Source organism: Novosphingobium sp. BL-A-41-Hi4A-0G (assembly GCF_055521735.1).
The window spans coordinates 1639358-1663536 of sequence record NZ_CM145501.1 but is presented as its reverse complement, the minus strand read 5'-3'; the positions used below and the strand labels follow the sequence as shown (position 1 = coordinate 1663536).

Sequence of the window (24179 nt, the reverse complement as noted above, 5' to 3'; positions counted from 1 at the left end):
CGTTTCCCATCCGCACATAGGCTGCATTCATGCGCACGTTTCATCCGGTTGTTCTTTCGGTTTTGCTCGCGGGCTGCGCGCAGGCCATCGCCGATCCCGTCACGTCGGTATCGGTGGGCGATTGGCGAACCTACGGCGGGACCGCCGAAGAGCAGCGCTTCAGCCCGCTGACGGCGATCGATGCCAGCACGGTCGGCAACCTCGGCCTCGCCTGGAGCCACGAATTCGATACTGCGCGCGGGCTCGAGGCTACGCCGCTGGTGGCGGACGGGGTCATCTACACGACAACCGCGTGGTCCAAGGTCTATGCGCTCGATGCAGTGAGCGGGAAGCTCCTGTGGGAATATGATCCCAAGGTGCCGGGCGAGACCGGGTTCAAGGCCTGCTGCGATGTCGTCAATCGTGGCGCAGCGCTGTACGACGGCAAGGTCTATGTCGGCACGCTCGATGGCCGATTGATCGCGCTCGATGCCAAGACCGGCAAGCTGGTCTGGTCGACGCTGACCGTCGATCAGAGCAAGCCCTACACGATCACCGGCGCGCCGCGCGTGGTGAAGGGGCGCGTGCTTATTGGCAATGGCGGCGCTGAATATGGCGTGCGCGGCTATGTCAGTGCCTATGACGCACAGACCGGCAAGATGGCATGGCGGTTCTATACGGTGCCGCCCGCCAAGGGGGCCGGCCCCGATGGCGCGGCTTCGGACAAGATCATCGAGAAGATGCAGGCCACATGGGACGGTGACTGGTCCAAGTTCGGCGGCGGCGGTACTGTCTGGGATTCAATTGTTTATGACAAGGAATTCAATCAGATCCTGATTGGTGTCGGCAATGGCTCGCCGTGGGATCGCCGCATTCGTTCAAACGGCAAGGGCGATAATCTGTTCGTATCTTCGGTCGTTGCACTTGATGCCGATACCGGTGAGTACAAGTGGCACTATCAGGGCGTTCCGGGCGAAAGCTGGGATTTCACCCAGACCCAGTCGATCATTCTCGCCACGCTCAAGATTGGCGGGGCAGACCGCAAGGTCATGATGCAGGCCCCCAAGAACGGCCTGTTCTACGTAATCGACCGCAGCAACGGAAAGCTCATTTCCGCCAAGAATTTCGTGCCGGTCAACTGGACCAGCGGCGTGGACATGGCGACCGGCCGCCCGGTTGAGAACCCCGATGCCCGCTACGAAAAGGGCGTGTTCGTCGCCACGCCTTCGGGCCACGGTGCGCACAACTGGCAGCCGATGGCCTATAACCCGCAGGCAGGCCTCGCCTATATTCCGGCGCAGGAAGTGCCGCTCGCCTATGTCAGCGACAAGCCCTTCGTGGCGCGCCCCGGCGGCTGGAACCTCGGCGTCAATCTCGCGATCAACTCGCTGCCCGATGACAAGGCGGCGCTGAAGGCGATCCGCGCCACGCTGCGCGGTTATCTCATCGCTTGGAACCCTGTGGAGCAGAAAGAGGCCTGGCGCGTCGATCTTGGCGGCCCCGGCAACGGCGGTGTGCTGACCAGTGCGGGCGGGCTTGTCTTCGCGGGCAATGCCAAGGGCAAGCTGGTTGCCTATGCAGCGACCAGCGGCAAGGAACTATGGTCCTATGACGCAGGCATCGGCATCATTGCCCCGCCGATCACCTATTCGGTGAAGGGTGTTCAGTATGTGGCTGTGATGGCAGGCTATGGCGGCGGATATGGCCTGCCGACTGCGTTTGCAGAGCTGCAGGGCCCCCGACCCAATGGCCGCCTGCTGGTCTTCGCGCTAGGCGGCAAAGCCTCGTACAAGATCGAGCGCGCGCTGCAGGCTCCCCCGGTCATTGTCCAGAATGAATGGACGCCTGAAACGGTGGCGAGGGGCGCCGAGCTTTACGGCAACACCTGTTCGGTCTGCCATGGCGGCGGCGTGCGCTCCTCGGGCGTGCTGCCCGATCTGCGCCGCTCTGGCGTGCTGGGCGACAAGGCGACGTGGCAGGCGGTCGTCCATGACGGGGCGCTCAAGGAAAACGGCATGGTCGGCTTCGCCAAATGGATGACGCCCGAGGATATCGAGTCCGTGCGGGCCTATGTTGCTGATCGTGCGCGGTTGCTGGCGAAGGAGCCGGACCAGTGAGCCTGCAAATGCTGATCGGCGGCAAACTCGTCGCCGGAAACCGCACACTGAACGTGGTTGATCCTGCAACCGGCCAGATCTTCTCCAGCTGCGCCAGCGGTTCACGCGAGGACTTCGAGGATGCGGTGACGGCGGCGGCTGCCGCGTTCCCGGCATGGTCGCAGACCACCGCCGAAGAACGCAGCGCGTTGCTGATAAAAATGGCCGAAGTGATCGAAGCCAACCTGGAATCGCTCGCCCGCACGCTCACCAGCGAGCAGGGCAAGCCGATCCCCGATGCACAGGCAGAAGTGGGCGGGGCAGCCTACTTCCTACGCTACTATGCCGGGCAGACCATCCCGGTCGAAGTGATTGAGGACAGCGAAGCCCGCCTCATCGAGCTGCACCGCCGCCCGCTCGGCGTGGTTGCCGCCATCGTGCCTTGGAACTTCCCGGTCCTCACCGCGGTGAATAAGGTCGGTGCGGCGCTCTTGACCGGCAACACCGTGGTCGTGAAGCCAGCGGCCACTACCCCGCTCGCCACGCTGGAAATCGCGGCGCTGTGGAAGGATCTAGTGCCGGCGGGCGTGGTCAATGTCGTCACCGACAACAACGATCTGGGCGATGCGCTGACCGGCCATCCGCTTGTACGCAAAGTCAGCTTTACCGGCTCGACCACCACGGGCAGCAAGGTCATGGCGGCCGGTTCCGCCTCGCTCAAGCGCATGACGCTGGAACTGGGCGGCAACGATTCCGGCATTGTCCTCGATGATTGCGATCCTGAGGTTGTTTCCCAGCAACTGTTCGATGCAGCGTTCGTCAACAACGGTCAGGTCTGCATCGCGCTCAAGCGGCTCTACGTGCACGAAAGCCAGTATGATGCGGTCTGCGCCAAGCTGGCCGAGATCGCGAAGGCGGCTGTCATTGGCCCCGGATCGCAGCAGGGTACCCAGCTCGGCCCGGTGCAGAACCGTGTGCAGTTCGAAAAACTGACGGCCCTGATCGAGGAGACGCGCGCTGAGGGCACGATCATCGCCGGTGGTGATAGTCCGGAGGGTGAGGGGTACTTCATCAATCCGACCATCGTGCGCGATATTTCCGATGACGCGCGCCTTGTTGCCGAAGAGCAGTTCGGCCCGGTGCTGCCGGTCCTGCGCTTTGCCGATATCGACGATGTCGTGGCGCGAGCCAACAACACCAGCTTCGGCCTCGGCAATTCGGTATGGTCGGCGGACCCGGCGCGCGCCGGTGCGGTTGCGGCGCGGCTCGATTCCGGTTCGGTGTGGATCAACAAGCATGGCGATATCGGGCCGGACACGCCGTTTGCCGGGGCCAAGATGTCGGGCGTCGGGGTCGAGATGGGCATGCACGGCCTGCTGGAGTTCACGCAGGCGAAGGTCATGAACTACGCCAAGGCGGCGAGGGTCTAGGGGCCATGATGAGCCCGGATGTGATCCTCAACGATGGCCACCGCATGCCGCAATTGGGGCTGGGCCTCATGCGGTTCGGTTCGGAAGCGGAAACGGCAGCGGTGCTCGCCAGTGCGGCGGATGCCGGATATCGCCTGTTCGACAGTGCTGCCGTCTATGGCAACGAGCAGCAGGTGGGCGAAGGGCTGCGCCAATCAGGCTTGGCGCGGGACGAAGTGTTCGTCACCACCAAGCTCTGGAACACCGAACATGGCCGCGAGAAGCCGCGTGCCGCGCTCGCAGGCAGCTTGCAGCGGCTGGGGCTCGATCACGTCGACCTCTACCTGATCCATTGGCCGCTGCCGATGGACGATCTCTATGTCGAAACATGGCGCGCGCTGATCGCCTTGCGGGATGAGGGCTTGGTCCGCTCGATTGGTGTCTCCAACTTCACGGCGGCGCATCTTGGGCGGCTGATCGCGGAAACCGGGATCGCACCGGCGGTCAACCAGATCGAGATGCACCCGCGTTTCCAGCAGCGGGCGCTCCATGCCTTCCACGGCGAACATGGCATCATCTCGCAGGCATGGTCGCCGTTTGGCGGCGGCGGGACGGGCGGCGTCCCCCTGCTAGGCGAGCCGGTGCTGGCGCAGATTGCCGCCAAGCACGCCCGCACGCCCTCGCAAGTCGTGCTGCGCTGGCTCACCCAATCCGGCGCATCCGCCATTCCCAAGGCAACGTCAGCGCAGCATCTGGCCGATAACATGGCTTCGCTGGCGTTCGATCTCGATGAGGGCGACCTTGCCGCGATTGCGACGCTGGACAGCCCGGAAGGTCGCACCGGCCCCGATCCGCTTACTTTCGCGGTAAAGCACTTCGCCTAGGGCTGCCAATCCGCCTTGGGCAGATCCTCGGGCCGCAGTTCAAAGCCCAGCGGGATGCACCACGAGCGGTCCCCCAGCAGGATCGCCTCGCTGTGCTCCAGAACCAGCGCATCGAGGGCGCTTTCCTGCGGCGTATCCTTCGCGGCTTCAACCAGTGCCGCAATCCCGGCCCGCAAGGCTGCGGTCGCGGCGCGCAGATCGGCATCCGCGGCGGCGGGATCATCCAGCACCGCTTTGCTGTGCGCAGCCTCGTCCGCGAGGCCCTTCGCGCTGGTGCCAAGCAGATCGGACACCGCACCTGCCATGGCCAGATAGCGCTGGAGCGTGCCGCGATAGTAGCTGCGCGCCAGCGGCAGGCGCTGCTGCATGAAACCGATGGCTGCGAGCGAGAGGTGGAGCTGTTCGATCACATGCTTGTCCGCGCCCGCCAGCGCCGGGAGGACAACCTCGCGCAGCGCGCGCTGGACAACCTGCAGCTGGGTTTCGAAATCCTGGTTCATGCCGACGCACTCCGGAAATAGCCGAGCAGATCGGAGAGGGCGAGGTAGCCCATTCCGGCAACATGGTTGAGCAGCACATCCTGATGGGTAGCCGCGCCGCGTGCCGCGCGCGTCGAGGCCGCCAGCAGCAGCACCGAGACGAGGTAGCGGTTGAACACGCCGAAATAGCGGATGCGCGCCGGATCGACTGGCAGGCCCGAAGCCTGTTCATAGGCCGCATAGAGCTCGGCCTCCGGCATCATGCCAGAGACCAGGATCGTCTCGCCATCCTCGGCGTAGTGCTGGAAGATCGGCAGGGCGGCGTAAGTCAGGTCCTGATGCCGGTCGCCCACCACCGCGCCTTCCCAATCGAGCCATGCGGTGATTTCGCCCTTTGCCTCATCGAACAGGAAATTGCCGCTGCGATAGTCGGCATGGACGATGGAGACATGATCGATCGGCGGGGCGTTGCGGATGAGCCACTTGTAGACCACCGCCATGACCGGCTCTTCCTCGATCCGGTCTTCTTCCCAGATTCGCCGCGCCGCATTGACCTGCCGGATGACCGAAGCGTTAGAGCCCACCTCAGGCCGGTCGAAGCTGGCCAGCATTGGCGGTGCGCCGATGGGCAGATTGTGGATGCGGGCGAGGTAATCGATGAACTGCGGTGCCAGCTTGGCCCGCAGCTCCGGCCCATAGTTCTGGCCCAGCCCGGTGACCTTGCCGGCATCGTGCGAAGGCTTGGCCGAGCCGGCGGCAAAGCCATAGATCATCGCCGGATAAGGCAAGAACTGCGCATCCGGGTCCATCCAGTAGGCATGGGGGACGGGCACAGTGCCTTCGACCGCGCGGATCACTTCGAACTCGCGGCGGCGGCTTGATTCGGTGACCGACGCTGCCGGTTCCATGCGCAGCACCATCGGGGTGGCAACGTGCGCCTGACCATCGGCGTTCTCGCCGCGCCAGTGCAGGTTGAACAGCATCTGCAACTTCGATGCGCCGCCCGAGAGCCAGCGCGCATCGGCGATGCGGACAGGATACCCCACCTGATTGGTGATCAGGCGCTCCGTGCCCTCCGCAAGCGTTTCCAGTGCGACTGCCTGAAATCCCGGACCATTGCGGCGGCGCATCTTGCGCGTAAGCACGGCGTCCACTTCGCGCTCGGTGGGAAACCGCGCGCGGATCGCTTCGATGAACTGATCGCTGGGATGCTGCCGGATGGAGTCGTCGGTCATGGCTTTGGTCCGTCGTCCTGCGCTTCAGGTGTCGTGCCTGTCGGCCATGCCGCGCGAAAGGTGCGCGAGGCCGGCGAAATCGGCGATATGGCTGTGTCCGACGCGGGTGCCGCTTTCCCAGCGCATCAGGGTCTGGAAGGCAGCGCTCGAAGGGTTGAAGTTGTACCACGGCGCCGCCGCAACGGTGGTTCCCACCGCCTCCCAGCAATTGCCGCGCTCGTCCTCGAACTCGACCACGGCGCGGGTGACAAGCATGTCGAACCGCTGCGCGCGCATGGCGGCCCGCACGAGCGGGCGGCGCTCTCCATCGACCACCACGTAGCCGAACTTGAAGGGGCCGTAGACGACCTCCTTGTTCTCGAACTCCAGACCGAGGACGAGGAACGCGCCGAGATCGGGGCCGAGGTTGACATGGACCCAGGTGCCACCCTTGCTGCCCCAGTCCTTGCGCGGGCCCCAGCTCTTGTTCATGCCCTCGGTACAATCGACTTCGTACTCGCGGCCATGAAGCGAAAGCGTGCCGGTAACGCAGCCCTTGCTTTCCATATGGCCGGTGTTCCACCCGTCATAACCGGCGAGTTTGGACGATGCGATCAGCGGGTTTTCCGCCGGATCATGCGGATCGAACGGATCGCACACCGCCCTGTAGGTGATGTCGAGCGCGCAGTTGCCATCGAGCGACTGGTACTGGAAAGCGCAATCGCGTGCGCTGTGGGCCTGAAACGAGAGGCCATTGGCGAGCGTGAAATTGTCGAACCGCTCGGGGCAGGGCAAGTGCATCTGCGCATCGTTGTGCTCGATCTGCCAGGGGTGCAGGCTGAGCCCTTTGTGGATTTCGATCGAGCTGTGGCACACGCCGAGATTGGGGCGGGCGAGGTTGTAGAGATTGCCGCTGATCCCCGCTTCGGGCACCGAGAAAATCAGGAACAGCGTCTCGGTCCAATGCTCATCCGCCGGGTCGCGGGGATGGAACGCGAAATCCTGTGCCGTGATCATCTCAGGGCCTCCGAAGCCAACCGGCTCAGCACGCGATCATGCCGCCATCGATGACGTGTTCGGTGCCGGTGATGAACCATGATTCGTCCGAGGCCAGGAACACCACCAGCGGCGAGATTTCCGAGGGTTCGGCAAAGCGGCCGAGCGGGATCGCCGCCGCTGCGCCACCGCCATCCTCGTCGGTTGCGGCCACCATCATCGGGGTTTTGACGTATCCCGGGTGGACCGAATTGGCGCGAATGTTCTGGCCGCCATATTCCACCGCGACCTGCTTGGTCATGCCGCGCACCGCAAACTTGCTGCCGGCATAGGCGAGGTTGGGCGTGCCAAGATTGGCCAGCATGCCCGAGATCGACGAGATGTTCACAATCGAGCCGCCGCCCGCAGCAATCATCGAAGGCAGGACGGCGCGCATGCCAAGAAACACGCCGGTCTGGTTGACTGCGCAGACATGGGCGAAATCGGCTTCCGAAAGATCTGCGGCCTTGGCGATCGGACCAATGATTCCGGCATTGTTGACCAGCACGGTGACCGGGCCGAAGCGGGCTTCTCCGGCGGCGACGACTTCGGCCCAGCCGGCTTCGCTAGCGACATCGTGCTTCACGAACAGGGCCTTGCTGCCCAGCGCCTCAGCCAGCGCCTCGCCCGCCGCCGCATTGATGTCGGTGAGGATCACGCTGGCGCCTTCGGCCACGAAGGCCTTGGCATGCGCTTCGCCCATGCCTTGCGACGCACCCGTGATGATGGCGACCTTGCCGGACAATCTGCTCACCTGTTCTCTCCCAACTTGTATGCCGGACCTCGCATGCGTTGCGTTGGCGGCGCGAACCTTTGCCACGAGCTTTAAACCGGAGTCCTGGAATCTACGCCTTTGTTGACTACGACGAAAAAACTAGCTTGGCAACGTTGGCGTTGATAAAATCCGACTTGTAGGTGGGCGTGGTTCGTGGTGTTGAGGGGCAGGTGGGGCCAAAAAGCCGCCATCGATCCATTCTCAAGAGGGCAGGCATCTTTGAAGAAAATCAGCGGGATTGGCTCACGGCGCCTTGCTGCCAGCGAGGATTCAAGCAAGGCCTACGCGGAGCGCAGGATTGAAATTGCGCAGGCAGCAGTCCGCGTATTCAACCGGGTTGGCTTGCAGCGTGCCACACTCAAGGCCGTAGCTGATGAGATGGGGGTCGATAGGGCATCGCTCTATTACTATGTCCCGTCAAAAGAAGCCCTATTTGACGAAGTGGTTCGATCGGTAGTTGAAGAAAATCTTAAAATCACCAAATCCATATGCGAAAGCAACATGACCCCAAGGCGAAAGCTGAGGGAGTTCATCATGGCGATCATGACGTCTTACGGCGAAAAATATCCGATGTTTTACATCTACATCCGTGAGAATCTGAGCCATGTCGAACAATCACGCGCCGCCTGGTCGCGAGAAATGCGCGAGATGAACCGCGAGACGACTGAGGCTGTGATCTCGATCATCGAAGAAGGTTATGCCGACAAGAGCTTTCGCAACATCGGATCTCCACGTGTTGTCGCCTATGGCATTTTCGGAGTGCTTGGTTGGACCCATCGCTGGTTCAGGCCCGATAAGAGCGAATCGAGCGCGCAGGAGATCGGCAAGATCTATGCGGAAATGATCCTGTCGGGTCTTGAGTCGCCTTACTGACATCAAGTATTTGTTTTTGATGATTTTTTAGCTCCCTCCACGGCGTGTGGGGCGGGGCCTGAGGGCGGTCGGCAGGCGCATCCTGACCGGATCGCTAGGCTGGATAGCAGCGCGCTTTCCCTGCCCGACTCGCTGTCCACAGCGCACCGCACCAATTGTTCCGGCCAAGCACCTGACGGGGCTCGCCGAGGGCTGGCTCAATTCCAGCCTTTCGCCGGCATTTGCGATAGTTTTTCAACTAGTGTGTTGACAGAATGGTGATTGGACCATATTCAGTGAACTGGTTCACCAAAAACCGTTCGGGCGGAAGAGATCCCCGACGTCCTTGCCAGGCCGGCCATGTCCGGCGGGCAACGGCGCAAAGGCAAAATCCAAGACATACAAGGGAAGGGGATTTCCATGACCAAGCACAAGATTGGCATTGCATCCGCATTGACTGCACTGGCCCTCGCCAATGCAACTGCCGCACATGCACAGGCTGCGCAGGACGGGGCTGCTGCCAGCGATCCTGCAGGCGAGATCATCGTCACCGCGCAGCGCCGCGCCGAAGCTCTCGAGCGCACGCCGGTGGCCATCTCGGTGGTCAGCGGCGATGCCCTTGCCAAGCGGGCCATCGTGACCGAGGCGGATTTGCAGGCGGCCAGCCCCGGTCTGATCATCCGCGCGGGCTACAATTCCAACCAGCTGAACTACGCCCTGCGCGGCCAGTCGCTTGATGCCTTCAGCGATACGCGCCCCGGCGTTCTGCCCTATTTCAACGAAATCCAGCTCGATGGTGTCGGCGGCGGTTCCTCGGCGTTCTACGATCTGCAGTCGGTGCAGGTGCTCAAGGGGCCGCAAGGCACGCTGTTCGGCCGCAATTCGACCGGCGGCGCTGTTCTGTTCACGTCGGTCAAGCCGGACGAGAACTTCGGCGGGTACTTCAGCGGACGCGTTGGCAACTACAAGTCCTACCAGCTCGAAGGCGCGCTCAACGTGCCGCTGGCGGGCGAGAATGTGCTGGCCCGCGTGGCCGGCTTCTATGAAAAGCGCGATGGCTATCAGCGCAACCTGTTCAACAACACGCGCGCCGGCAATGTCGATCGCTATGGCCTGCGCGGCAGCCTGACCTTCAAGCTTTCGGATACCATCAAGAACGAACTCGTGGTCGACTACCTGCATTCGGGCGGCAACAGCCTGAGCGGATTGATCGACAGCCTTGAGCCGACCGGGCTCATCCCGCTGATTGCGCTGACCAATTTCGGCAATCAGGCGCAGTACAATTTCCTGATCAATGCCTTCACCGGCGGTGCCGCTGGTTGCAACGACACGACGAACAACTGCGCTGCCGCCTATGCTGCGGCCAACCCGAAGCTCGATCCCGGCGGTCTTGCGTCCTATCTGGCGACCCAGAAGGCGCGCGGTCCGTATCAGATCGAATCGGATGGCCCGGCGGAGTATCGCGGCCGCAACATCATCATCTCCAACATCACCTCGTTCGAGGTCGGGCCGGACACCAAGATCCGCAACATCTTCGGCTATACCTATCTCCAGAACGGCATCCGGGGCGACATCGACGGCACGCCGTTCGGCATCGATGACAACGGCGATGGCGGCAAGAACGACAACACGCGCCAGTATTCCGAGGAGCTTCAGCTGGTCGGCAAGGCGTTCGACGGAAACCTCGACTACGTGATCGGCGGCTTCCTCAGCCATGAAACCAACGAGAACGTCACGACCAGCCTGCTGCTGCAGTTCCCCCCGCTCACGTCGCGGACGAACTACAACAAGCTGACCACGCGCGACATGATTGCGGGCTATGCGCAGGGCACCTATGATCTCAGCGAGGCGACCGGTCTCGAAGGTCTCGGTATCACGATCGGTGCGCGCTACACGCATGAGAAGATCAAGTTCGACACGCTCCCGGCGGACACGGCCTACAACGAGCCCCCCGCAGTCCGTGCGACCTTTGATTTCAATCAGCGCAAGTCCTTCGGCAACCTCAGCTGGACGCTGGGTCTCCAGTATCAGGTCAATCCGAACCTGCTGGTCTATCTCGCCTCGCGTCGCAGCTACAAGAACGGTGGCTACAACGGGATCCAGAACCCCAAGCCCGGCCTCGGTTCAACGGGCGGCAACGAATATGGGCTCGAAACCCTGACCGACGCGGAAATCGGCATCAAGTATCGCGGGCAGATGGGCGGTGTTCCGGTCCAGTTCAATCTGGCCGGATACCAGAACTGGATCAAGGACGGGCAGCGCGTGGCCTACACGCTGCTGGGTTCGACCCCTGCCGCCGTGACCGTCAACGTACCCTTCTCGAAGATCACCGGTTTTGAATTCGATGGTTCCATCCGGCCGGCTTCGTGGCTGAACCTTGGCGGCTCGCTCAACTACACCAATGCGCGGTTCACCGACAATCTGGTCTCGATTGGCGGCGGCACTCCGGTTCCTTTCGGCACTTATCCCGATACGCCGGAATGGTCGGGTTCGGCATTCGGTGAAGTCACCGTCCCGGTTCGCGATTCGATTGATCTCAGCCTGCGGTCAGACCTCTATGCGCAGTCGCTGTTCTGGTTCGCATCGACCGGCAACCGCAGCCCTGGCGCCAACATTAAGGGGTATACGCTGGTGAACTTCCGCCTCGGCTTGGCGGACAACAAGGCGGGCTGGTCGCTGGCGGCCAACCTCAAGAACGCCTTCAACCGGGTCTACTACGTGGGCGGTATCGCCACTGGCGAGCTGTTCCAGTTCAACACCGTGGTTCCGGGCGCACCGCGCACCTTCATGGCTGAACTGCGCTACAAGTTCTGAAGTCAGGGCCGGGCGGGTTCCCTCATCCGCCCGGTTCACAGCACCCCGGACGTCACGGGGCACAGTCAAACGACTACTAGTCTGGAGAACACGGATGTCTGGCAAGCTTCGCTTTGGCGCTTTTTGCGGTCCTCACCATCCCCTGAACGAAAACCCGACGCTGACGTTGCAGCGCGATCTCGAGCTTGCGGAGCACCTCGATTACCTCGGTTTCGACGAGCTGTGGTACGGCGAGCACCATTCGGCCGGCTGGGAGCTGATCGCCAGCCCGGAAATCATGATCGCGGCAGCGGCTGAGCGCACCAAGCGCATCAAGCTGGGTTCGGCGGTGACCTCGGTACCCTATCATCATCCGCTGATGATCGCCGAACGCTACAGCCAGCTCGATCACATGACCCGCGGCCGCGTCATGCTCGGCATGGGGCCCGGTTCGCTGGCGTCCGATGCCAAGATGATGGGCATTCCAGTTTCCAAGCAGCGCGACATGATGGACGAAGGCATTGACGTGCTCGTCCGCCTGCTGCGCGGTGAGACGGTGACGGCCAAGACCGACTGGTTCACGCTTGATAACGCGCGCATCCACATGACCCCCTATTCGCGGCCCGGGATCGAGATGATCGCGGCAAGCACGGTGTCTCCCACCGGTTCGCGCGCGGCGGGGCGCAACGGGATCGGCATGCTTTCTTTCGGTGCCACCTCCGGCGGCGCGTTCGATGCGCTCTCGGCCAACTGGAACATTGCCGAGGACGTGGCCAAGGCCAGCGGCCAGACGGTGGATCGCAAGAACTGGCGCCTCGTCGCGCCGATGCATATCGCACCGACGCGCGAGCAGGCCCGCAAGGAAGTCGAGTTCGGCGTCGAGGGCTGGGCCGACTATCTTCGCAATGTGGCGGCCTTGCCGATCGTTCCCGGCGGCGGCGATGTGATTGATGCGCTGATGAGCTCGCACATGGCCGTTATCGGCACACCGGATGATGCGGTGGCGCAGATCAAACGGCTTCAGGCACAATCGGGCGGCTTCGGCACGCTGGTGCTGTTTGCGCACAACTGGGCAGACTGGGCCGAGACCAAGCGGTCTTACGAGATGTTTGCCCGCTTCGTGATCCCGCAGGTCGATGACATGATCGACAACCGCGCTGTTTCGGAAGCCGAATGCCGCGCCAACCGGCCGGAACTGGCCGGGCAGATCGGTGCCGCGATCCAGGAGCGCATCCAGCGCCATATCGACGAACACGGCAAGAAGGACATTGCGCCCGAGCTGATCGCGGCGCTGCCTCCGAAAGCCTGAACCCTCATGAAGGACGCGGGCCGAGCCGGTGGCTCTGCCCGCGTCTTCGCAGCACGAGCGGGACGCGGCCATGGACCTGTTGATCAAGCATTATGTGCTGCGGGCAAAGGAAGGCGCGGCTGAGGCCTTGCTGGCTGAACTTGGCAGACTGTCAGAGCTGCTATCCGCTCTCGACGGAGTTGTCGGGGTCGATATCTGGCAGGATGAGGCAGATGCAAATCGCTGCATTTTCATCGAGCGTTGGCAATCGGCGGCGCACTATGCCGAGGGTAGCCAGCGGATCGACAAGGCTGCCTTCAAGGCCTTGATTGCCCACCTTGGCGCACCGCCCGAAGTTTCAACACTGAACGCGCGTGGCGTTGGCGAGGGCTAAGCCGCTCGCTCAAGCACGCCGCTGACCCCGCCCAGATAGGGCGGGATTGCACCGCTCAAGGTGACGGCGTGGTCCAGCTGGAGCATCTCGGCTGCGGAAACCTTCGCCACGGTCCTGCCCATTTCGGACGCCAATGAGGCAAGCGCTGCGGTCAGATCCGCATGCTCGGACATGGCCGGGCCAACCAGCCGGGTAATCGCCTCGCTCGCCGCGATCACCGCCGGTGAAAGTGTGCCGTCCCGGCTGGCCTTGTCATAGGCCTGCTTGCCCAGGAACATCGTGCGGATCATGTTGCGTGGCTCGGGCCGCTGGATCAGGCGCGCGAAGACCGACATTTCCGCGCGGATTGCGCCGTCCAGCGGTTGCATGAGGCCAAGCTCGACGCAATCGAGGATCGCGAGCGGGGCGGGTTCGTGGCCTGACATGCGCGCCATTTCGCGCGCGCGGTGCGCGGCGATGGCATCGGCATAGGCCGCATGGGCGAGCGGATCGGCATCGGCGCGGTCCCACGGCTGCACGGCGTGCGCGTTCCCGGAAAGCAGCCACGCCTCAGCCGCAGCGATTTCCTCGCCCTCGTCTACCACGGCATGGACGAGGCCCGCTTCCTGCGCCTCTGTGCCAGCGAGCGTGCGTCCGAGCAGCAGCACTTCAAGGCCGAGCTCCACGCCAACCAGACGGGGCATCCGCTGGGTTCCCCCAGCACCGGGAAGCAGCCCCACCGCGCATTCGGGCAGGCCGAGCATGGCCCGGCGATTGCGGGTGACGACGCGGTAGTGCGCGCCCAGCGCCAGCTCGCAGCCACCGCCGAGCGCAACGCCCGCAATTGCGGCGGCTATGGGCTTGCCCGCAGTTTCCAGCCGCCGGATGGCATGACTGAGCGGGAAGAAATGGTTGAAGGCGATATCGAAGCGATCAGCGGCGGGCGCGGCGACGATCATGTCGTAGGCAACGCCAAGTTCGGTGAGATCAGCGCCCGCGCAGAACCCCGTGGCCTTGCCCGATCGCACCAGCACGCCCTTCACATCGGCCCGGTGCAGCCATTCGGCGAATTCGCCAAGTTCGTGGATCGCCTTGTTGGAGAACACGTTCATCGACCGGTCGGGGCAATCGAAGACGAGGTGGACGAGGCCATTTTCTTGGAGTTCGACGCGGAACTGGGTGAGGGCGGGCAGGGTCATGCGGGCATCTCCGTGGTCGTCATGCGCGGCTTGCGGAATTTGCCCGCATCGTCGCGCACGGTCTGGCGGGTAACGTCGATCGAGCGCGGATGCTTGGGGCGCGCGAGGTGATCGGCGAGGAAGGCACAGAGGCTTTCAAGGGTCAGCGCCGCGTCGCTTTCGATCACGGCGTGGACCACGGCTCCCAAATCCGGGTCGGGTTTACCGAAAACGGCGCAGCTGCGCACCTCCGGGTGTCGAAGAATGGCGGCTTCGACTTCGGCGGGCCAGATATTGATGCCGCCGCTGATGATGAGGTCATCCCGGCGGTCGGCGAGGAAGAGAAAGCCGTCCGCATCGAGCCAGCCGATATCACCGACGCTTTCCCAACCATCTGCCGTGGCGCGGCGCTCGGCCCCGATGTAGCGGTAGGTCGATCCGGGGCCGCCCGGCGGCATGGCAAAGACTTCACCCTGCTCGCCCGGTTTGGCGTCGGAACCATCGGGGCGCAGGATGCGGATGCGGGCATTGCCGATGGGCCGCCCGACCGAGCCGGGCCGCTCCAGCCATTCGCGCCCGCCGATCCAGCAGCGGACGAGGCCTTCGGTTGCGCCGTAGACTTCCCAGATGTGATCAGGGCCAAGCCAGTCGATCCACGCCTGCTTCAGCCAGGGCGCCATGGGGGCGGCAGTGTGGACGACCTGCTTCCACGCGGGGAAGCGATGGGCGGGGCGGACGGCTGCGGGCAGGGCCATGATCCGGTGCATCATGGTGGGCACCATCAGCGCCCAGCTGATGCAGTTCCGGGCTATCAGGTCCAGTGCTTGCGCCGCATCGAACCGGTCCATGGTGTGGACGGTAGAGCCGTTCCACAGCGCGAAGACCGCCGCGCTGAAAGGCGCGTTGTGATAGAGCGGGCCGGGAACCACGACGCGGCCCTCGGCGGGGATGCCGATGAAGCTCGTGCCGGCCGGAAACCCGGCAGGGCGGCCATCGACGATGACCTTGGGCGTGCCGGTGCTGCCCCCGCTGGTGCAGGCCTTCCACGAGGCAGCGACCGGGCGCGGCACGACGGCAGTTCGTGTTGCCGAGGACGCAGGCAGCATCGCCGCATCGATTGCGCAGCGCGGCTGCATGATAGCAAGGATGGCATCACGCTCGGCCGGAGGCAGCCGGTGCGAAAGCGGTGCCGGGGTTGCGCCGCAGCGGTAGATCGCGAAGGTGAGAGCGAGGAAATCCGGCCCGTTGGGCAGCTGGAAGGCGACCAGATCGTCCGGCTCTACGCCTTTGCCGAGAAGCCATGCCGCAAGGCCTGCACTGCGCGCATCGAGCTCGCCGAAAGTCCACCGCTCGCTGCCGTGAAGCAGCGCTTCGCGTTCGGGCGGAACCCGCGCGAAAACGTCAGCCAGGGGCAGGAAGGGATCAGAAGCCGACGGCATCGGCGCCTTTCAGCGACAAGATTGCGCGGGCATCGTCGGGCGTGGCGACTTCAAGCCCCAGCCCCTCGATGATCTGACGGACGCGCGTCACCTGTTCGGCATTGCTTTTCGCCAGCTGGCCGCGCCCGATCCACAGGCTGTCTTCCAGCCCCACGCGCACGTGGCCGCCCATGCTGGCGGCCATGGCGGCCACCTTCATCTGGTTCGCCCCGGCCGCCAGCACCGACCAGCGGTAGTTGTCGCCGAACAGCCGGTCCGCCGTGCGTTTCATGTGCATCACGTCATCCGGATGCGCGCCGATGCCGCCAAGCAGGCCGAAGCAGGTCTGGATGAACAGCGGCGCCTGCACGAGGCCCTCGCTCCAGAAGTAGTGCAGGTTGTAGAGGTGGCTCGTGTCGTAGCACTCGAACTCGTAGCGCGTGCCGGTGGCGTTCAGCGTGTCGAGCGCGTAGCGGATGTCCTTGAAGCTGTTGCGGAACACGAGATCGTGGCTCCCCTCCAGCATTTCCGGTTCCCACGCGTGCTTGAAGTCCTTGAACCGCTTCAGCATCGGGAACAGGCCGAAGTTCATTGAGCCCATGTTGAGGCTGGCGACTTCGGGCTTCCACACTTCGGCGGGCTTCACGCGGTATTCGACCGGCATGTAGGGCGAGGCGCCCGTAGTAAGGTTCACCACCACATCGCTGCTCTGCTTGATCACGCGCAGGAAGGGTTCGAAGTCCTCTGGCGTATGGACCGGGTGGCCATCGTGTGGATCGCGCGCGTGGAGATGGACGATCGCGGCCCCTGCCTCGGCCGCGCCCAGCGCGGCTTCGGCAATCTCCTGCGGCGTTACCGGCAGGTGCGGCGACATCGACGGGGTGTGGATCGAGCCGGTGACGGCGCAGCTGATGATGACCTTGCCTTGCGACATCCTAGTTCTCCTGAAGCGCGTTCATGCTGTCACGCCAACTGCGGGCGAGGGCCTCGCGCTGATCGGGTGCTGCAATGGCGATGAGCGCCCGCGCGCGGGCCTCGTGGCCCAGTTCGCGCAAGTCCGCCACGCCGTGTTCGGTAACAACGAGATCGACGTCGAAGCGCGACAGCGAAACCGGGCCGTGGCCGTGCCCCGCTGGCACGATGCGGCTGGCGCCACCCGCCGCAGAGGGCAGGGCAATCACGCGGAGTCCGCCCCGACTGGCGCGTGCGCCGCGCGCATAGTCACCCGCGCCGCCGGGGCCGGATAGGAACCCGCGCGACGACGCCTCGGCGTGGACTTGGCCGTAGAGATCGACTTCCATTGCCGAATTGATCGTCACCAGCCGCTCGATCCCGGCCAGCGTTGCCGGATCGTGGGTCACCGAGACGGGCTGGAACTGGAAGTGCTCGTGATCGAGCCCGGCATAGAGTTCTGCGCTGCCGATCGCGACACCGGCCAGCGCCGAGCGGCCCGGGGCCATTGCGCCCGAGCGGACGAGCGCGAGCGCGCCATCGCCGATGAGGCCGCTGTGGAGCCGCAGGTTGCGGTGCCCTGACAGGGCGCGCAGCACCGCATCGGGGATCTTGCCGAGGCCGGTCTGCAAGGTCGCCCCATCGGGGATCAGCGGCGCGATGGCGGCGGCAATCGCCTCGCTGACGGCGTCGCTGCCCCCTGCCATGGTCCGCAGCGGCTGGTCCTGTTCGTAGCAGGCGGTGATGGCGGAAAGGGGAACGCCGGGATCGCCAGGCGTGCGCGGCATCGAGGGGTTGATGTGCGCAATGCGGACCGGGATTTCGCGCCAGAGCGCGGCGATGAAGCCCGTCTCGGCACCAAAGCTGCAATGGCCCTCGTCATCCGGCGGACTGCACATGAACAGGGCCGCGGCGGGCCGTTCGCGCCGGTAGAGCCGCAGTATATCCTGATAGCAAAGCGGCCTGAAATCACTTCGCGCGCCTTCGCGCCGCAGTTCGGGCGTCTGGAAAAAGGTCAACACGCTTGCTTCGGGACCAGCGCTCCAGACCGCCTTGTTGAGGCCGGGCACGAACACGCCGGAAAAGGTCATCGCGCCGAGTGCGGACCCTGCTGCGGCCACTTCGCTGACGAGCAGATCGGACTCGGCCGGGCTCGACGAGACCAGCGTGAGACCGCCCGGCGGGAGGACGCCGGGCAGGTCTCCGGGGCGCAGATGGCGCGTGGTCATGTGCTGCGCCCCGGTGAGACTACTTGACGTACTTGTGGAATTCCGGCGCGCGCCGTTCCTGGAATGCGCGCATGCCTTCCTTCGATTCCTCGGTGTCGTAGAACAGCTTCACCGAATTCAGCGCCATCATCGAGATGCCGCGAATGTTGTCGCTGTCGGCATTGAAGCTGCGCTTGGCAAGCGCGAGCGCGGTGGGGGAGCGCTGGCCGAGCATCTCGGTCCATTCATCGACCGCCGCATCGAGTTCGGCCGCCGGGACGACCTTGTTGACGAGGCCCATCTCCATCGCTTCCTGCGCGGAATACTGGAGGTTGAGGAACCAGATCTCGCGCGCCTTCTTGTCACCCACATGGCGGGCAAGGAAAGCCGTGCCCCAGCCGGCATCGACCGAGCCGACTTTGGGGCCGACCTGGCCGAACTTGGCCGTGTCCGCGGCGATGGTGAGATCGCACAGCGTGGCGAACACATTGCCGCCGCCGATGGCAAAGCCGTTGACGCGGGCGATGACGGGCTTGGGGATGTCGCGGATGATCGACTGGAACTCGTCGATCGGCAGGCCCACGATGCCGCGTCCGTCGTACTGGCCGTCCTTCGCGCTCTGGTCGCCGCCGGTGCAGAAGGCCTTGTCGCCCGCGCCGGTCAGCACGACGGAGGAGACATTCCTGTCATCCGCCGCCAGCTTGAACGCCGCGATCAGCTCCTCGATCGTCTTCGCGCGGAAGGCGTTGTAGAGCTTGGGGCGGTTGATCGTGACCCATGCGGCCCGGCCGCGCACTTCATAGAGAATGTCTTCGAATTCGGGAGTGCTCATGGCGCATCCTTTCGTGAGATTTCGAGGCTGAGAGAGCTGCGCCTCAGACCATGTTCATGCCGCCGGAGACCGAGATGGCCTGCCCGGTGATGTAGGCGCCGTCTTCCGAGGCGAGCAGCGCGACGATGCCGGCATAGTCCTCGGGCTCGCCCATGCGGCCGAGCGGGATGCCGCGTTCAAGCGCAGCCTTCCACTTCTCCGCCTCCGGGCCGGTCCCGGCGACTTCGGCCATCATCGGCGTGTTGGTCGGCCCCGGGCAGACCGCGTTGCACAGCACGTTCTTGCGCGCGAGTTCGCGCGCGATCGACTTGGTGAAGCTGATGAGGCCGCCCTTGCACGCCGAATAGACCGCTTCCATCGCGGTGCCGACCTTGGCGGCATCGGAGGCGATGTTGATGATGCGCCCGCCGCCACGTTCGACCATCCGGCCCGCCACGGCGTAGTGCGTGTTGAGATTGCCGGTGAGGTTGATCGAGATGACCTTGTCCCAGAACTCGGGCGTGGTCTTGAGGAACGGGGCAGGGCGGTCCCACCCGGCGTTGTTTACCAGCGCCCAGATCGGGCCAAGTTCCGCCTCGACCGCCTCGACCGCTGCCTGAACCGCAGGCAGGTCGCTCACATCGAGCTGCCAGGTGCGGACCGTGGCGCCGGGGCCTGCCAGCTTGGCGGTCTCCTCACCGGCTGCCGTGCTCAGGTCGAAGATGGCGACCTTGCAGCCCTCTGCCGCGAGCCGCAGCGACAGGGCACGACCAATGCCCTGGCCACCGCCAGTGACAATCGCGACTTTTCCGTCCAGTCCTCTCAAGCAATCCTCCATTCGGGTACGGCGGTCAGAGATCTAAGTCCTGCCCGCCTTCAGCTTCACCGCCAGCCAGTTCGAGCAGGCGGTTCTTGATTTTCACGAGCACCAGCGCGGCTGCGTCGAGTTCGTCCTCGCTGACGGTTGCCAGAATGTCGGCTTCGACAGCGTCCACGCTTTCGCGGATCGTCGAGACCAGCCGCTGGCCTGCACGGGTCAGGTAAACCCGGCGGGCGCGGGCATCGCGTTCGTCGGAGCGCCGTTCGACGAAGCCGGCGGCTTCCATCCGGTCGACCAGGCCGCCAATGGCGACCTTGGTGAGGTCGAGATCGGCAGCAAGCGCTGTCTGGGTCATGCCATCACGGCGCGAGAGGAACGCCAGCACCCACCACTGCGAGCGCGTCAGCCCCAGCGGCTTGAGCGCGCGGTCGACGACAATGCGGCGCAGGCGCGAGACGTCGTGGATGAGGAAGCCGAAACGCAGGCTGGAATCGAGGTTTTTCTGAATCATGCGGGCATCTCCGGGAGTGGATGCTCCCGGACTAGCCGTCGCCGCGCCGGGCGCAAGAGGCCGCGTAAGCCAGTTCACTTTCTGCGCGCCAGCTTGCCCTTGAACATGTCGCGCGAGATGATCGTCTTCATCACCTCGATCGAGCCGCCCGCGATCTTGACTATGCGCGCATCGGCATAGGCGCGGGCGATAGGGTATTCCCACATGTAGCCCCAGCCGCCGAACAATTGCAGGCACTTGTCGACGGTTTCGCAGTGCAGCTCGGAGGTCACCATCTTGGCCATGGCAGCGTCTACCGGATCAAGTTCCCCGCGCATGAACAGTTCGATGCACTTGTCGGTAAACACACGTGCCATCACGCTGCGGGCCTTGAGGTCGGCGAGCACAAACTGGGTGTTCTGAAAATCGGCGATGGTCTGGTCGAAGGCCTTGCGCTCGCTGGTGTACTGGGCGGTGTAGTCGATCACCGTCTCGACCACGGTGGCCGAGCGGATGGCCTGCGCCAGCCGCTCTTGCGCCAGTTTGGTCATCATCAGGGAAAAGCCCTGGCCTTCCTCGCCCAGCATGGCATCGGCATCGACGCGCAGGTTGTCGAAGAACAGCTCCGAAGTGTCCTGTGCCTTCATCCCCAGCTTGTCGAGGTTCTTGCCCCGGTTGAAGCCGGGCAGCGATGCATCGACGAGGAACAGCGTGACGCCCTTGGCCCCTGCGGCGGTGTCGGTCTTGGTGGCGAGCACCAGCACGTCGCACATCTGGCCGTTGGAAATGAACACCTTCTGGCCGTTGATCACGAAGTGATTGCCATCGCGTTCGGCCTTGGTGCGGATCGCCTTCAGGTCGCTGCCAGCGTGCGGTTCGGTCATGCCGAGCGAGCCGATCGCCTCGCCGCGCACCATCTTCGGCAGCCATTGCCGCTTCTGCGCTTCGCTGCCGAAGGTGAGGATATAGGTGGCGACGAGATCGGTATGGATCAGGAAGCCTGGACCGCTGGCCCCGACGCGCCACAGTTCCTCGAACACAACCACATCGAAGAGATAGTCAAGTCCAAGGCCGCCGTATTCTTCCGGCACGGTGCAGCACAGCAGGCCGGCCTCGCCCGCCTTGAGCCACAGCTCGCGCGGGACGATGCCGTCCTTCTCCCATTGCTCGTGGTAGGGGACGATTTCCTTCTCGACGAAGTGGCGCACGGTCTGGCGCCACATCTCGTGCTCGGGCTGGAAGAGGGAACGTTCGATCATTTTGCAGCCTTCAAGCGTGCGGTGAACGGTCGGATTGTGTGCCTTCAGTCGAAAAGGTCATGGTAGTCTCCGTGCTGGCTCCACATGGCTCAGCGGCCAATTGCCCTTGCCAGATAATGTTAAGCTGTTTACTACATGATTCGAGGCTGTCAAGCGCGAGTGGAGGGAAACCGCCATATTTGAGCGATAAGGCAGGATATCGGATCGAGGAGATGGGGATGTCAGGAGCAGCGCAATCGTTCGGCATTGCCGCGCTCGGCGGCTATGTCCCGCTGCTGCGGCTGGACCGTAAGACGGCGGCGCGCGAGCTGGCCTGATCGGGCCTCCCCATGCCGCGCAGCGGCACACGCGCGGTTGCCGATTGGGATGAAGATGCCTTCACGATGGCCGTGGAAGCGGCGCGGCCCCTATGCGGCTTGAGTGCGCCCGAAGCGCTGCGGTTTGCCTCGACCTCGGCCTATTTCACAGACCGGGCGCAAAGCGGAATGGCGCTGGATGCGCTGGCGCTCCCCCGCACGGTGCGCACCAGCGATGCCGCAAATTCGCGCCGTGCCGCGACGTCCGCGCTGCTTGAGGCCCTGCTTGGCGGCCGCGACGAGATCGTGACGGCTGGCGAGAGGCGGCCCACGCAGGCAGGCAGCGCGGCGCAATTGGCCTTCGGAGATGGTGCTGCTGCCGTGCGCACCGGAGCCGGGGCCCCGGTGCGCCTTGCCGGCTACGCCAGCCTCTCGCACGATCTGGTGGACCGCTACGCCTCGCGCGAGCACGAGGTCTCCTACGCCTACGAGGAGCGCTTCGTGCGCGATACCGCGGTCGCCGAAGTGCTGCTGCCGGTCGTGCGTGCAGCCTGCGAGAACGCCGGGATTGCCTCGGCGCAGCTCGCCCATGTCGCCGTCCACGAACCGGTTGGCGGCTGCTGGCGCGCGATGGGCAAGCCCCTGGGGTGCAAGGCTGCCAATCATTGTGAAGTGGTTTCCGAAAAGGTCGGCAATCTGGGGGCCGCCCATGCGCTCTTCGGGCTCGGCCTTGCGCTCGATGCGGCGCAGGCTGGCGAGTTCGTGCTGCTCGTCGGCTTCGGCAGCGGTGCGGATGCGCTTATCTTCGAAGTAACCGGCCCGGTACCGGGCGCTTCAGCCATGCGCAGCGCGCTTGACGAGGGCCAGATCCTTGCGAGCTATTCCCGCTTCCTCAGCTTGACCGGCTCGGTCGAACTCGACTGGGGCATGCGCGCCGAGTTCGAGCAGAAGGCGCAGGCGACCGTGCTTGAGCGGGTCGGGCGCGACATGATCGGCTTCATCGGCGGGCGTGACAGCACCGGCAACGTGCAGTTTCCCAAGAGCGCCTTTCCGGTCAATCCTGCGCTGGGCGCTGTCGAGGCGATGGAGGATGTCCGCCTTGCAGATCTGGCAGCGACCGTCGTGTCGATCACCGCAGACCGGCTGAACTTCAGCCCCGATCCGCCCTTCGACTTCGGCCTCGTCCAGTTCGATAACGGTGCGAGAGTTCTCATGGAAATGGTCAACCGCCCGGCCGAGGGCTTTCGCGTGGGCGACCGTGTGCGGATGCGGCTGCGGATCAAGTCCCACAATCGCAGTCTGGGTTTTCGCACTTACTTCTGGAAGGCGGCGCCGCTGGCGCGGCCCCTGCTTGGAGACGCCTGATGGCTACGGGTATTCGCGACAAGGTCGCCATCGTCGGCATGGGCTGCACGCGCTTCGGCGAGCGCTGGGACATGGGTGCGGACGGACTGATGGTCGAAGCCTTCACCGAAGCGCTGGCCGATGCCGGGATCGAGCGCGCGCGAATCGAGGCTGCGTGGGTCGGCAATGCGCTCGACGATATCAACGTCGGCAACAGCGCGCTGCCTGCGGCCCATGCCCTGCGGCTTGACAAGGTGCCGGTCACCCGCGTCGAGAACATGTGCGCCACGGGAACCGAGGCGCTGCGCGGCGCGGCCTATGCCGTGGCGTCCGGCGCGGTGGATGTGGCGCTCGCCATCGGTGCCGAGAAGCTGAAGGACACCGGCTACGGCGGGCTGCCGCTGCGCACCAAGGGCATGCAGAACGATCTGTGGATGCCCTATGGTTCGGCCCCCGGCACGTTCGCGCAGCTCGCGGGGGCCTATGCCGCGCGACACGGTATCGCTCCCGCCGATCTGAAACGCGCGATGGCGCATGTTTCGTGGAAGAGCCACCAGAACGGCGCGCTTTCGCCCAAGGCGCACCTGCGCGGCGCGGTCGATATGGACAAGATCCTCAATGCGCCGCTGATCGCCGATCCGCTGGGGCTGTTCGATTGCTGCGGCGTTTCGGACGGCGCAGCGGCGGCCATCGTGACGACGCCGGAAATCGCCCGCGCGCTCGGCAAGGCCGATCCGGTCATGATCAAGGCGATCCAGCTTTCGGCGAGCAATGGCTGGGAAATGCAGTTTGGCGCGTGGGATGGGGCCTCGGTGCCCAACACCCGCGCGGCCGCCGCGCGCGCCTATGCCGAAGCGGGTATCCGCGATCCCCGCGCCGAGCTCGACATGACCGAAGTGCACGACTGCTTCTCGATCACCGAACTGGTGATCATGGAGGATCTGGGGCTCTCCGACGAGGGCCGCGCTCCGGCCGACATCCTCGATGGGCGCTATGATTCGGGCGGCGCGATCCCGTGCCAGCTTGATGGCGGGCTCAAGTGCTTCGGCCACCCGGTCGGTGCTTCGGGTCTGCGCATGGCCTATGAAGTATACACCCAGCTTCAGGGCCGGGCGGGCGAGCGCCAGCGGGGCAAGGTCGATTTCGGCCTGACGCACAACCTTGGCGGATCGCCGTTCAACAGCGTGGCCGCTGTCGCGATCCTTGGCCGGCTGAACTGAGAGGAAG

Annotated in this window: 21 protein-coding genes; 9 read left to right on the top strand and 12 right to left on the bottom strand. The window is 64.4% G+C overall.

What is annotated here, in order from left to right; genetic code table 11:
• Positions 1-29 precede the first annotated feature (29 nt).
• Genes ACZ1JX_RS08065 through ACZ1JX_RS08055 form a run of 3 tightly spaced genes read left to right on the top strand, consistent with a single transcriptional unit; the run spans position 30 to position 4368 of the window.
• On the top strand, positions 30-2096 hold the full coding sequence (locus ACZ1JX_RS08065) for a PQQ-dependent dehydrogenase, methanol/ethanol family (protein WP_054121321.1): 2067 nt from the start codon (positions 30-32) through the stop codon (positions 2094-2096).
• Positions 2093-3505 (top strand): aldehyde dehydrogenase family protein, encoded by a 1413-nt coding sequence (locus ACZ1JX_RS08060; protein ID WP_231624928.1) that lies wholly within the window; start codon positions 2093-2095, stop codon positions 3503-3505. Before ACZ1JX_RS08065 ends, ACZ1JX_RS08060 begins: the two co-directional genes overlap by 4 nt.
• A 5-nt stretch (positions 3506-3510) precedes the next feature.
• Positions 3511-4368: an aldo/keto reductase gene (locus ACZ1JX_RS08055; protein WP_465126223.1), complete on the top strand. Its 858-nt coding sequence runs from the start codon at positions 3511-3513 to the stop codon at positions 4366-4368.
• On the opposite strand, the gene ACZ1JX_RS08050 is transcribed toward ACZ1JX_RS08055, so the two are convergent.
• Genes ACZ1JX_RS08050 through ACZ1JX_RS08035 form a run of 4 tightly spaced genes read right to left on the bottom strand, consistent with a single transcriptional unit; the run spans position 4365 to position 7850 of the window.
• Positions 4365-4868, bottom strand: a complete 504-nt coding sequence (locus tag ACZ1JX_RS08050) for a hypothetical protein (protein WP_054121318.1) — start codon at positions 4866-4868, stop codon at positions 4365-4367. The genes ACZ1JX_RS08055 and ACZ1JX_RS08050 overlap by 4 nt on opposite strands.
• Entirely contained in the window at positions 4865-6082 is a 1218-nt protein-coding gene (locus tag ACZ1JX_RS08045) for a phosphotransferase family protein (protein ID WP_465126222.1), read from the bottom strand. The genes ACZ1JX_RS08050 and ACZ1JX_RS08045 overlap by 4 nt, the downstream gene beginning before the upstream one ends.
• Before the next feature lie 24 nt (positions 6083-6106).
• Complete coding sequence (locus tag ACZ1JX_RS08040) at positions 6107-7078, bottom strand: DUF7064 domain-containing protein (RefSeq protein ID WP_465126221.1); 972 nt, start codon at positions 7076-7078, stop codon at positions 6107-6109.
• Positions 7079-7103: 25 nt separating this feature from the next.
• The gene (locus ACZ1JX_RS08035; RefSeq protein ID WP_054121315.1) at positions 7104-7850 is read right to left on the bottom strand and encodes an SDR family NAD(P)-dependent oxidoreductase; all 747 of its coding nucleotides are present in this window, start codon (positions 7848-7850) and stop codon (positions 7104-7106) included.
• Positions 7851-8090: 240 nt separating this feature from the next.
• Here ACZ1JX_RS08035 and ACZ1JX_RS08030 point away from each other — a divergent pair, with 240 nt between their 5' ends.
• The 4 genes from ACZ1JX_RS08030 to ACZ1JX_RS08015 all read left to right on the top strand — a co-directional run bounded on the left by ACZ1JX_RS08030 (position 8091) and on the right by ACZ1JX_RS08015 (position 13198).
• Positions 8091-8744 carry a TetR/AcrR family transcriptional regulator gene (locus ACZ1JX_RS08030; RefSeq protein WP_054121314.1) on the top strand — a complete coding sequence of 218 codons (654 nt, stop codon included), beginning with the start codon at positions 8091-8093 and terminating at the stop codon, positions 8742-8744.
• A gap of 399 nt (positions 8745-9143) precedes the next feature.
• The gene (locus ACZ1JX_RS08025) at positions 9144-11537 is read left to right on the top strand and encodes a TonB-dependent receptor (RefSeq protein WP_465126220.1); all 2394 of its coding nucleotides are present in this window, start codon (positions 9144-9146) and stop codon (positions 11535-11537) included.
• Positions 11538-11631: 94 nt separating this feature from the next.
• Entirely contained in the window at positions 11632-12825 is a 1194-nt protein-coding gene (locus ACZ1JX_RS08020) for an LLM class flavin-dependent oxidoreductase (RefSeq protein ID WP_465126219.1), read from the top strand.
• Between the two features lie 70 nt (positions 12826-12895).
• Positions 12896-13198, top strand: a complete 303-nt coding sequence (locus ACZ1JX_RS08015; RefSeq protein WP_054121311.1) for a putative quinol monooxygenase — start codon at positions 12896-12898, stop codon at positions 13196-13198.
• On the opposite strand, the gene ACZ1JX_RS08010 is transcribed toward ACZ1JX_RS08015, so the two are convergent.
• The 8 genes from ACZ1JX_RS08010 to ACZ1JX_RS07975 all read right to left on the bottom strand — a co-directional run bounded on the left by ACZ1JX_RS08010 (position 13195) and on the right by ACZ1JX_RS07975 (position 21312).
• A complete protein-coding gene (locus ACZ1JX_RS08010; RefSeq protein WP_465126218.1) occupies positions 13195-14376 on the bottom strand; it encodes an enoyl-CoA hydratase-related protein in 1182 nt (393 codons plus the stop codon). The two genes, ACZ1JX_RS08015 and ACZ1JX_RS08010, sit on opposite strands and share 4 nt — an antisense overlap.
• On the bottom strand, positions 14373-15794 hold the full coding sequence (locus ACZ1JX_RS08005) for an AMP-binding protein (RefSeq protein WP_465126217.1): 1422 nt from the start codon (positions 15792-15794) through the stop codon (positions 14373-14375). Before ACZ1JX_RS08005 ends, ACZ1JX_RS08010 begins: the two co-directional genes overlap by 4 nt.
• Positions 15778-16707 carry a 3,5-dioxohexanoate:acetyl-CoA acetone transferase gene (gene kce / locus ACZ1JX_RS08000; protein WP_054121308.1) on the bottom strand — a complete coding sequence of 310 codons (930 nt, stop codon included), beginning with the start codon at positions 16705-16707 and terminating at the stop codon, positions 15778-15780. The genes ACZ1JX_RS08005 and kce overlap by 17 nt, the downstream gene beginning before the upstream one ends.
• A gap of 1 nt (position 16708) precedes the next feature.
• Positions 16709-17953, bottom strand: coding sequence for an acetyl-CoA hydrolase/transferase C-terminal domain-containing protein (locus ACZ1JX_RS07995; protein ID WP_465126216.1), 1245 nt, complete (start codon positions 17951-17953; stop codon positions 16709-16711).
• Positions 17954-17972: 19 nt separating this feature from the next.
• Positions 17973-18764, bottom strand: coding sequence for an enoyl-CoA hydratase-related protein (locus ACZ1JX_RS07990; RefSeq protein WP_054121306.1), 792 nt, complete (start codon positions 18762-18764; stop codon positions 17973-17975).
• A 43-nt stretch (positions 18765-18807) separates the two neighbouring features.
• Positions 18808-19569, bottom strand: a complete 762-nt coding sequence (locus ACZ1JX_RS07985) for an SDR family NAD(P)-dependent oxidoreductase (protein ID WP_465126215.1) — start codon at positions 19567-19569, stop codon at positions 18808-18810.
• 25 nt (positions 19570-19594) lie between these two features.
• Entirely contained in the window at positions 19595-20074 is a 480-nt protein-coding gene (locus ACZ1JX_RS07980) for a MarR family winged helix-turn-helix transcriptional regulator (RefSeq protein WP_054121305.1), read from the bottom strand.
• 74 nt (positions 20075-20148) lie between these two features.
• Positions 20149-21312 (bottom strand): acyl-CoA dehydrogenase family protein, encoded by a 1164-nt coding sequence (locus ACZ1JX_RS07975; protein ID WP_054121304.1) that lies wholly within the window; start codon positions 21310-21312, stop codon positions 20149-20151.
• Positions 21313-21641: 329 nt separating this feature from the next.
• Here ACZ1JX_RS07975 and ACZ1JX_RS07970 point away from each other — a divergent pair, with 329 nt between their 5' ends.
• Both ACZ1JX_RS07970 and ACZ1JX_RS07965 read left to right on the top strand, forming a co-directional pair.
• The gene (locus tag ACZ1JX_RS07970; RefSeq protein ID WP_465126214.1) at positions 21642-22973 is read left to right on the top strand and encodes an OB-fold domain-containing protein; all 1332 of its coding nucleotides are present in this window, start codon (positions 21642-21644) and stop codon (positions 22971-22973) included.
• Positions 22973-24172, top strand: a complete 1200-nt coding sequence (locus ACZ1JX_RS07965; protein WP_054121302.1) for an acetyl-CoA acetyltransferase — start codon at positions 22973-22975, stop codon at positions 24170-24172. The genes ACZ1JX_RS07970 and ACZ1JX_RS07965 overlap by 1 nt, the downstream gene beginning before the upstream one ends.
• The last annotated feature ends 7 nt before the right edge of the window (positions 24173-24179 follow it).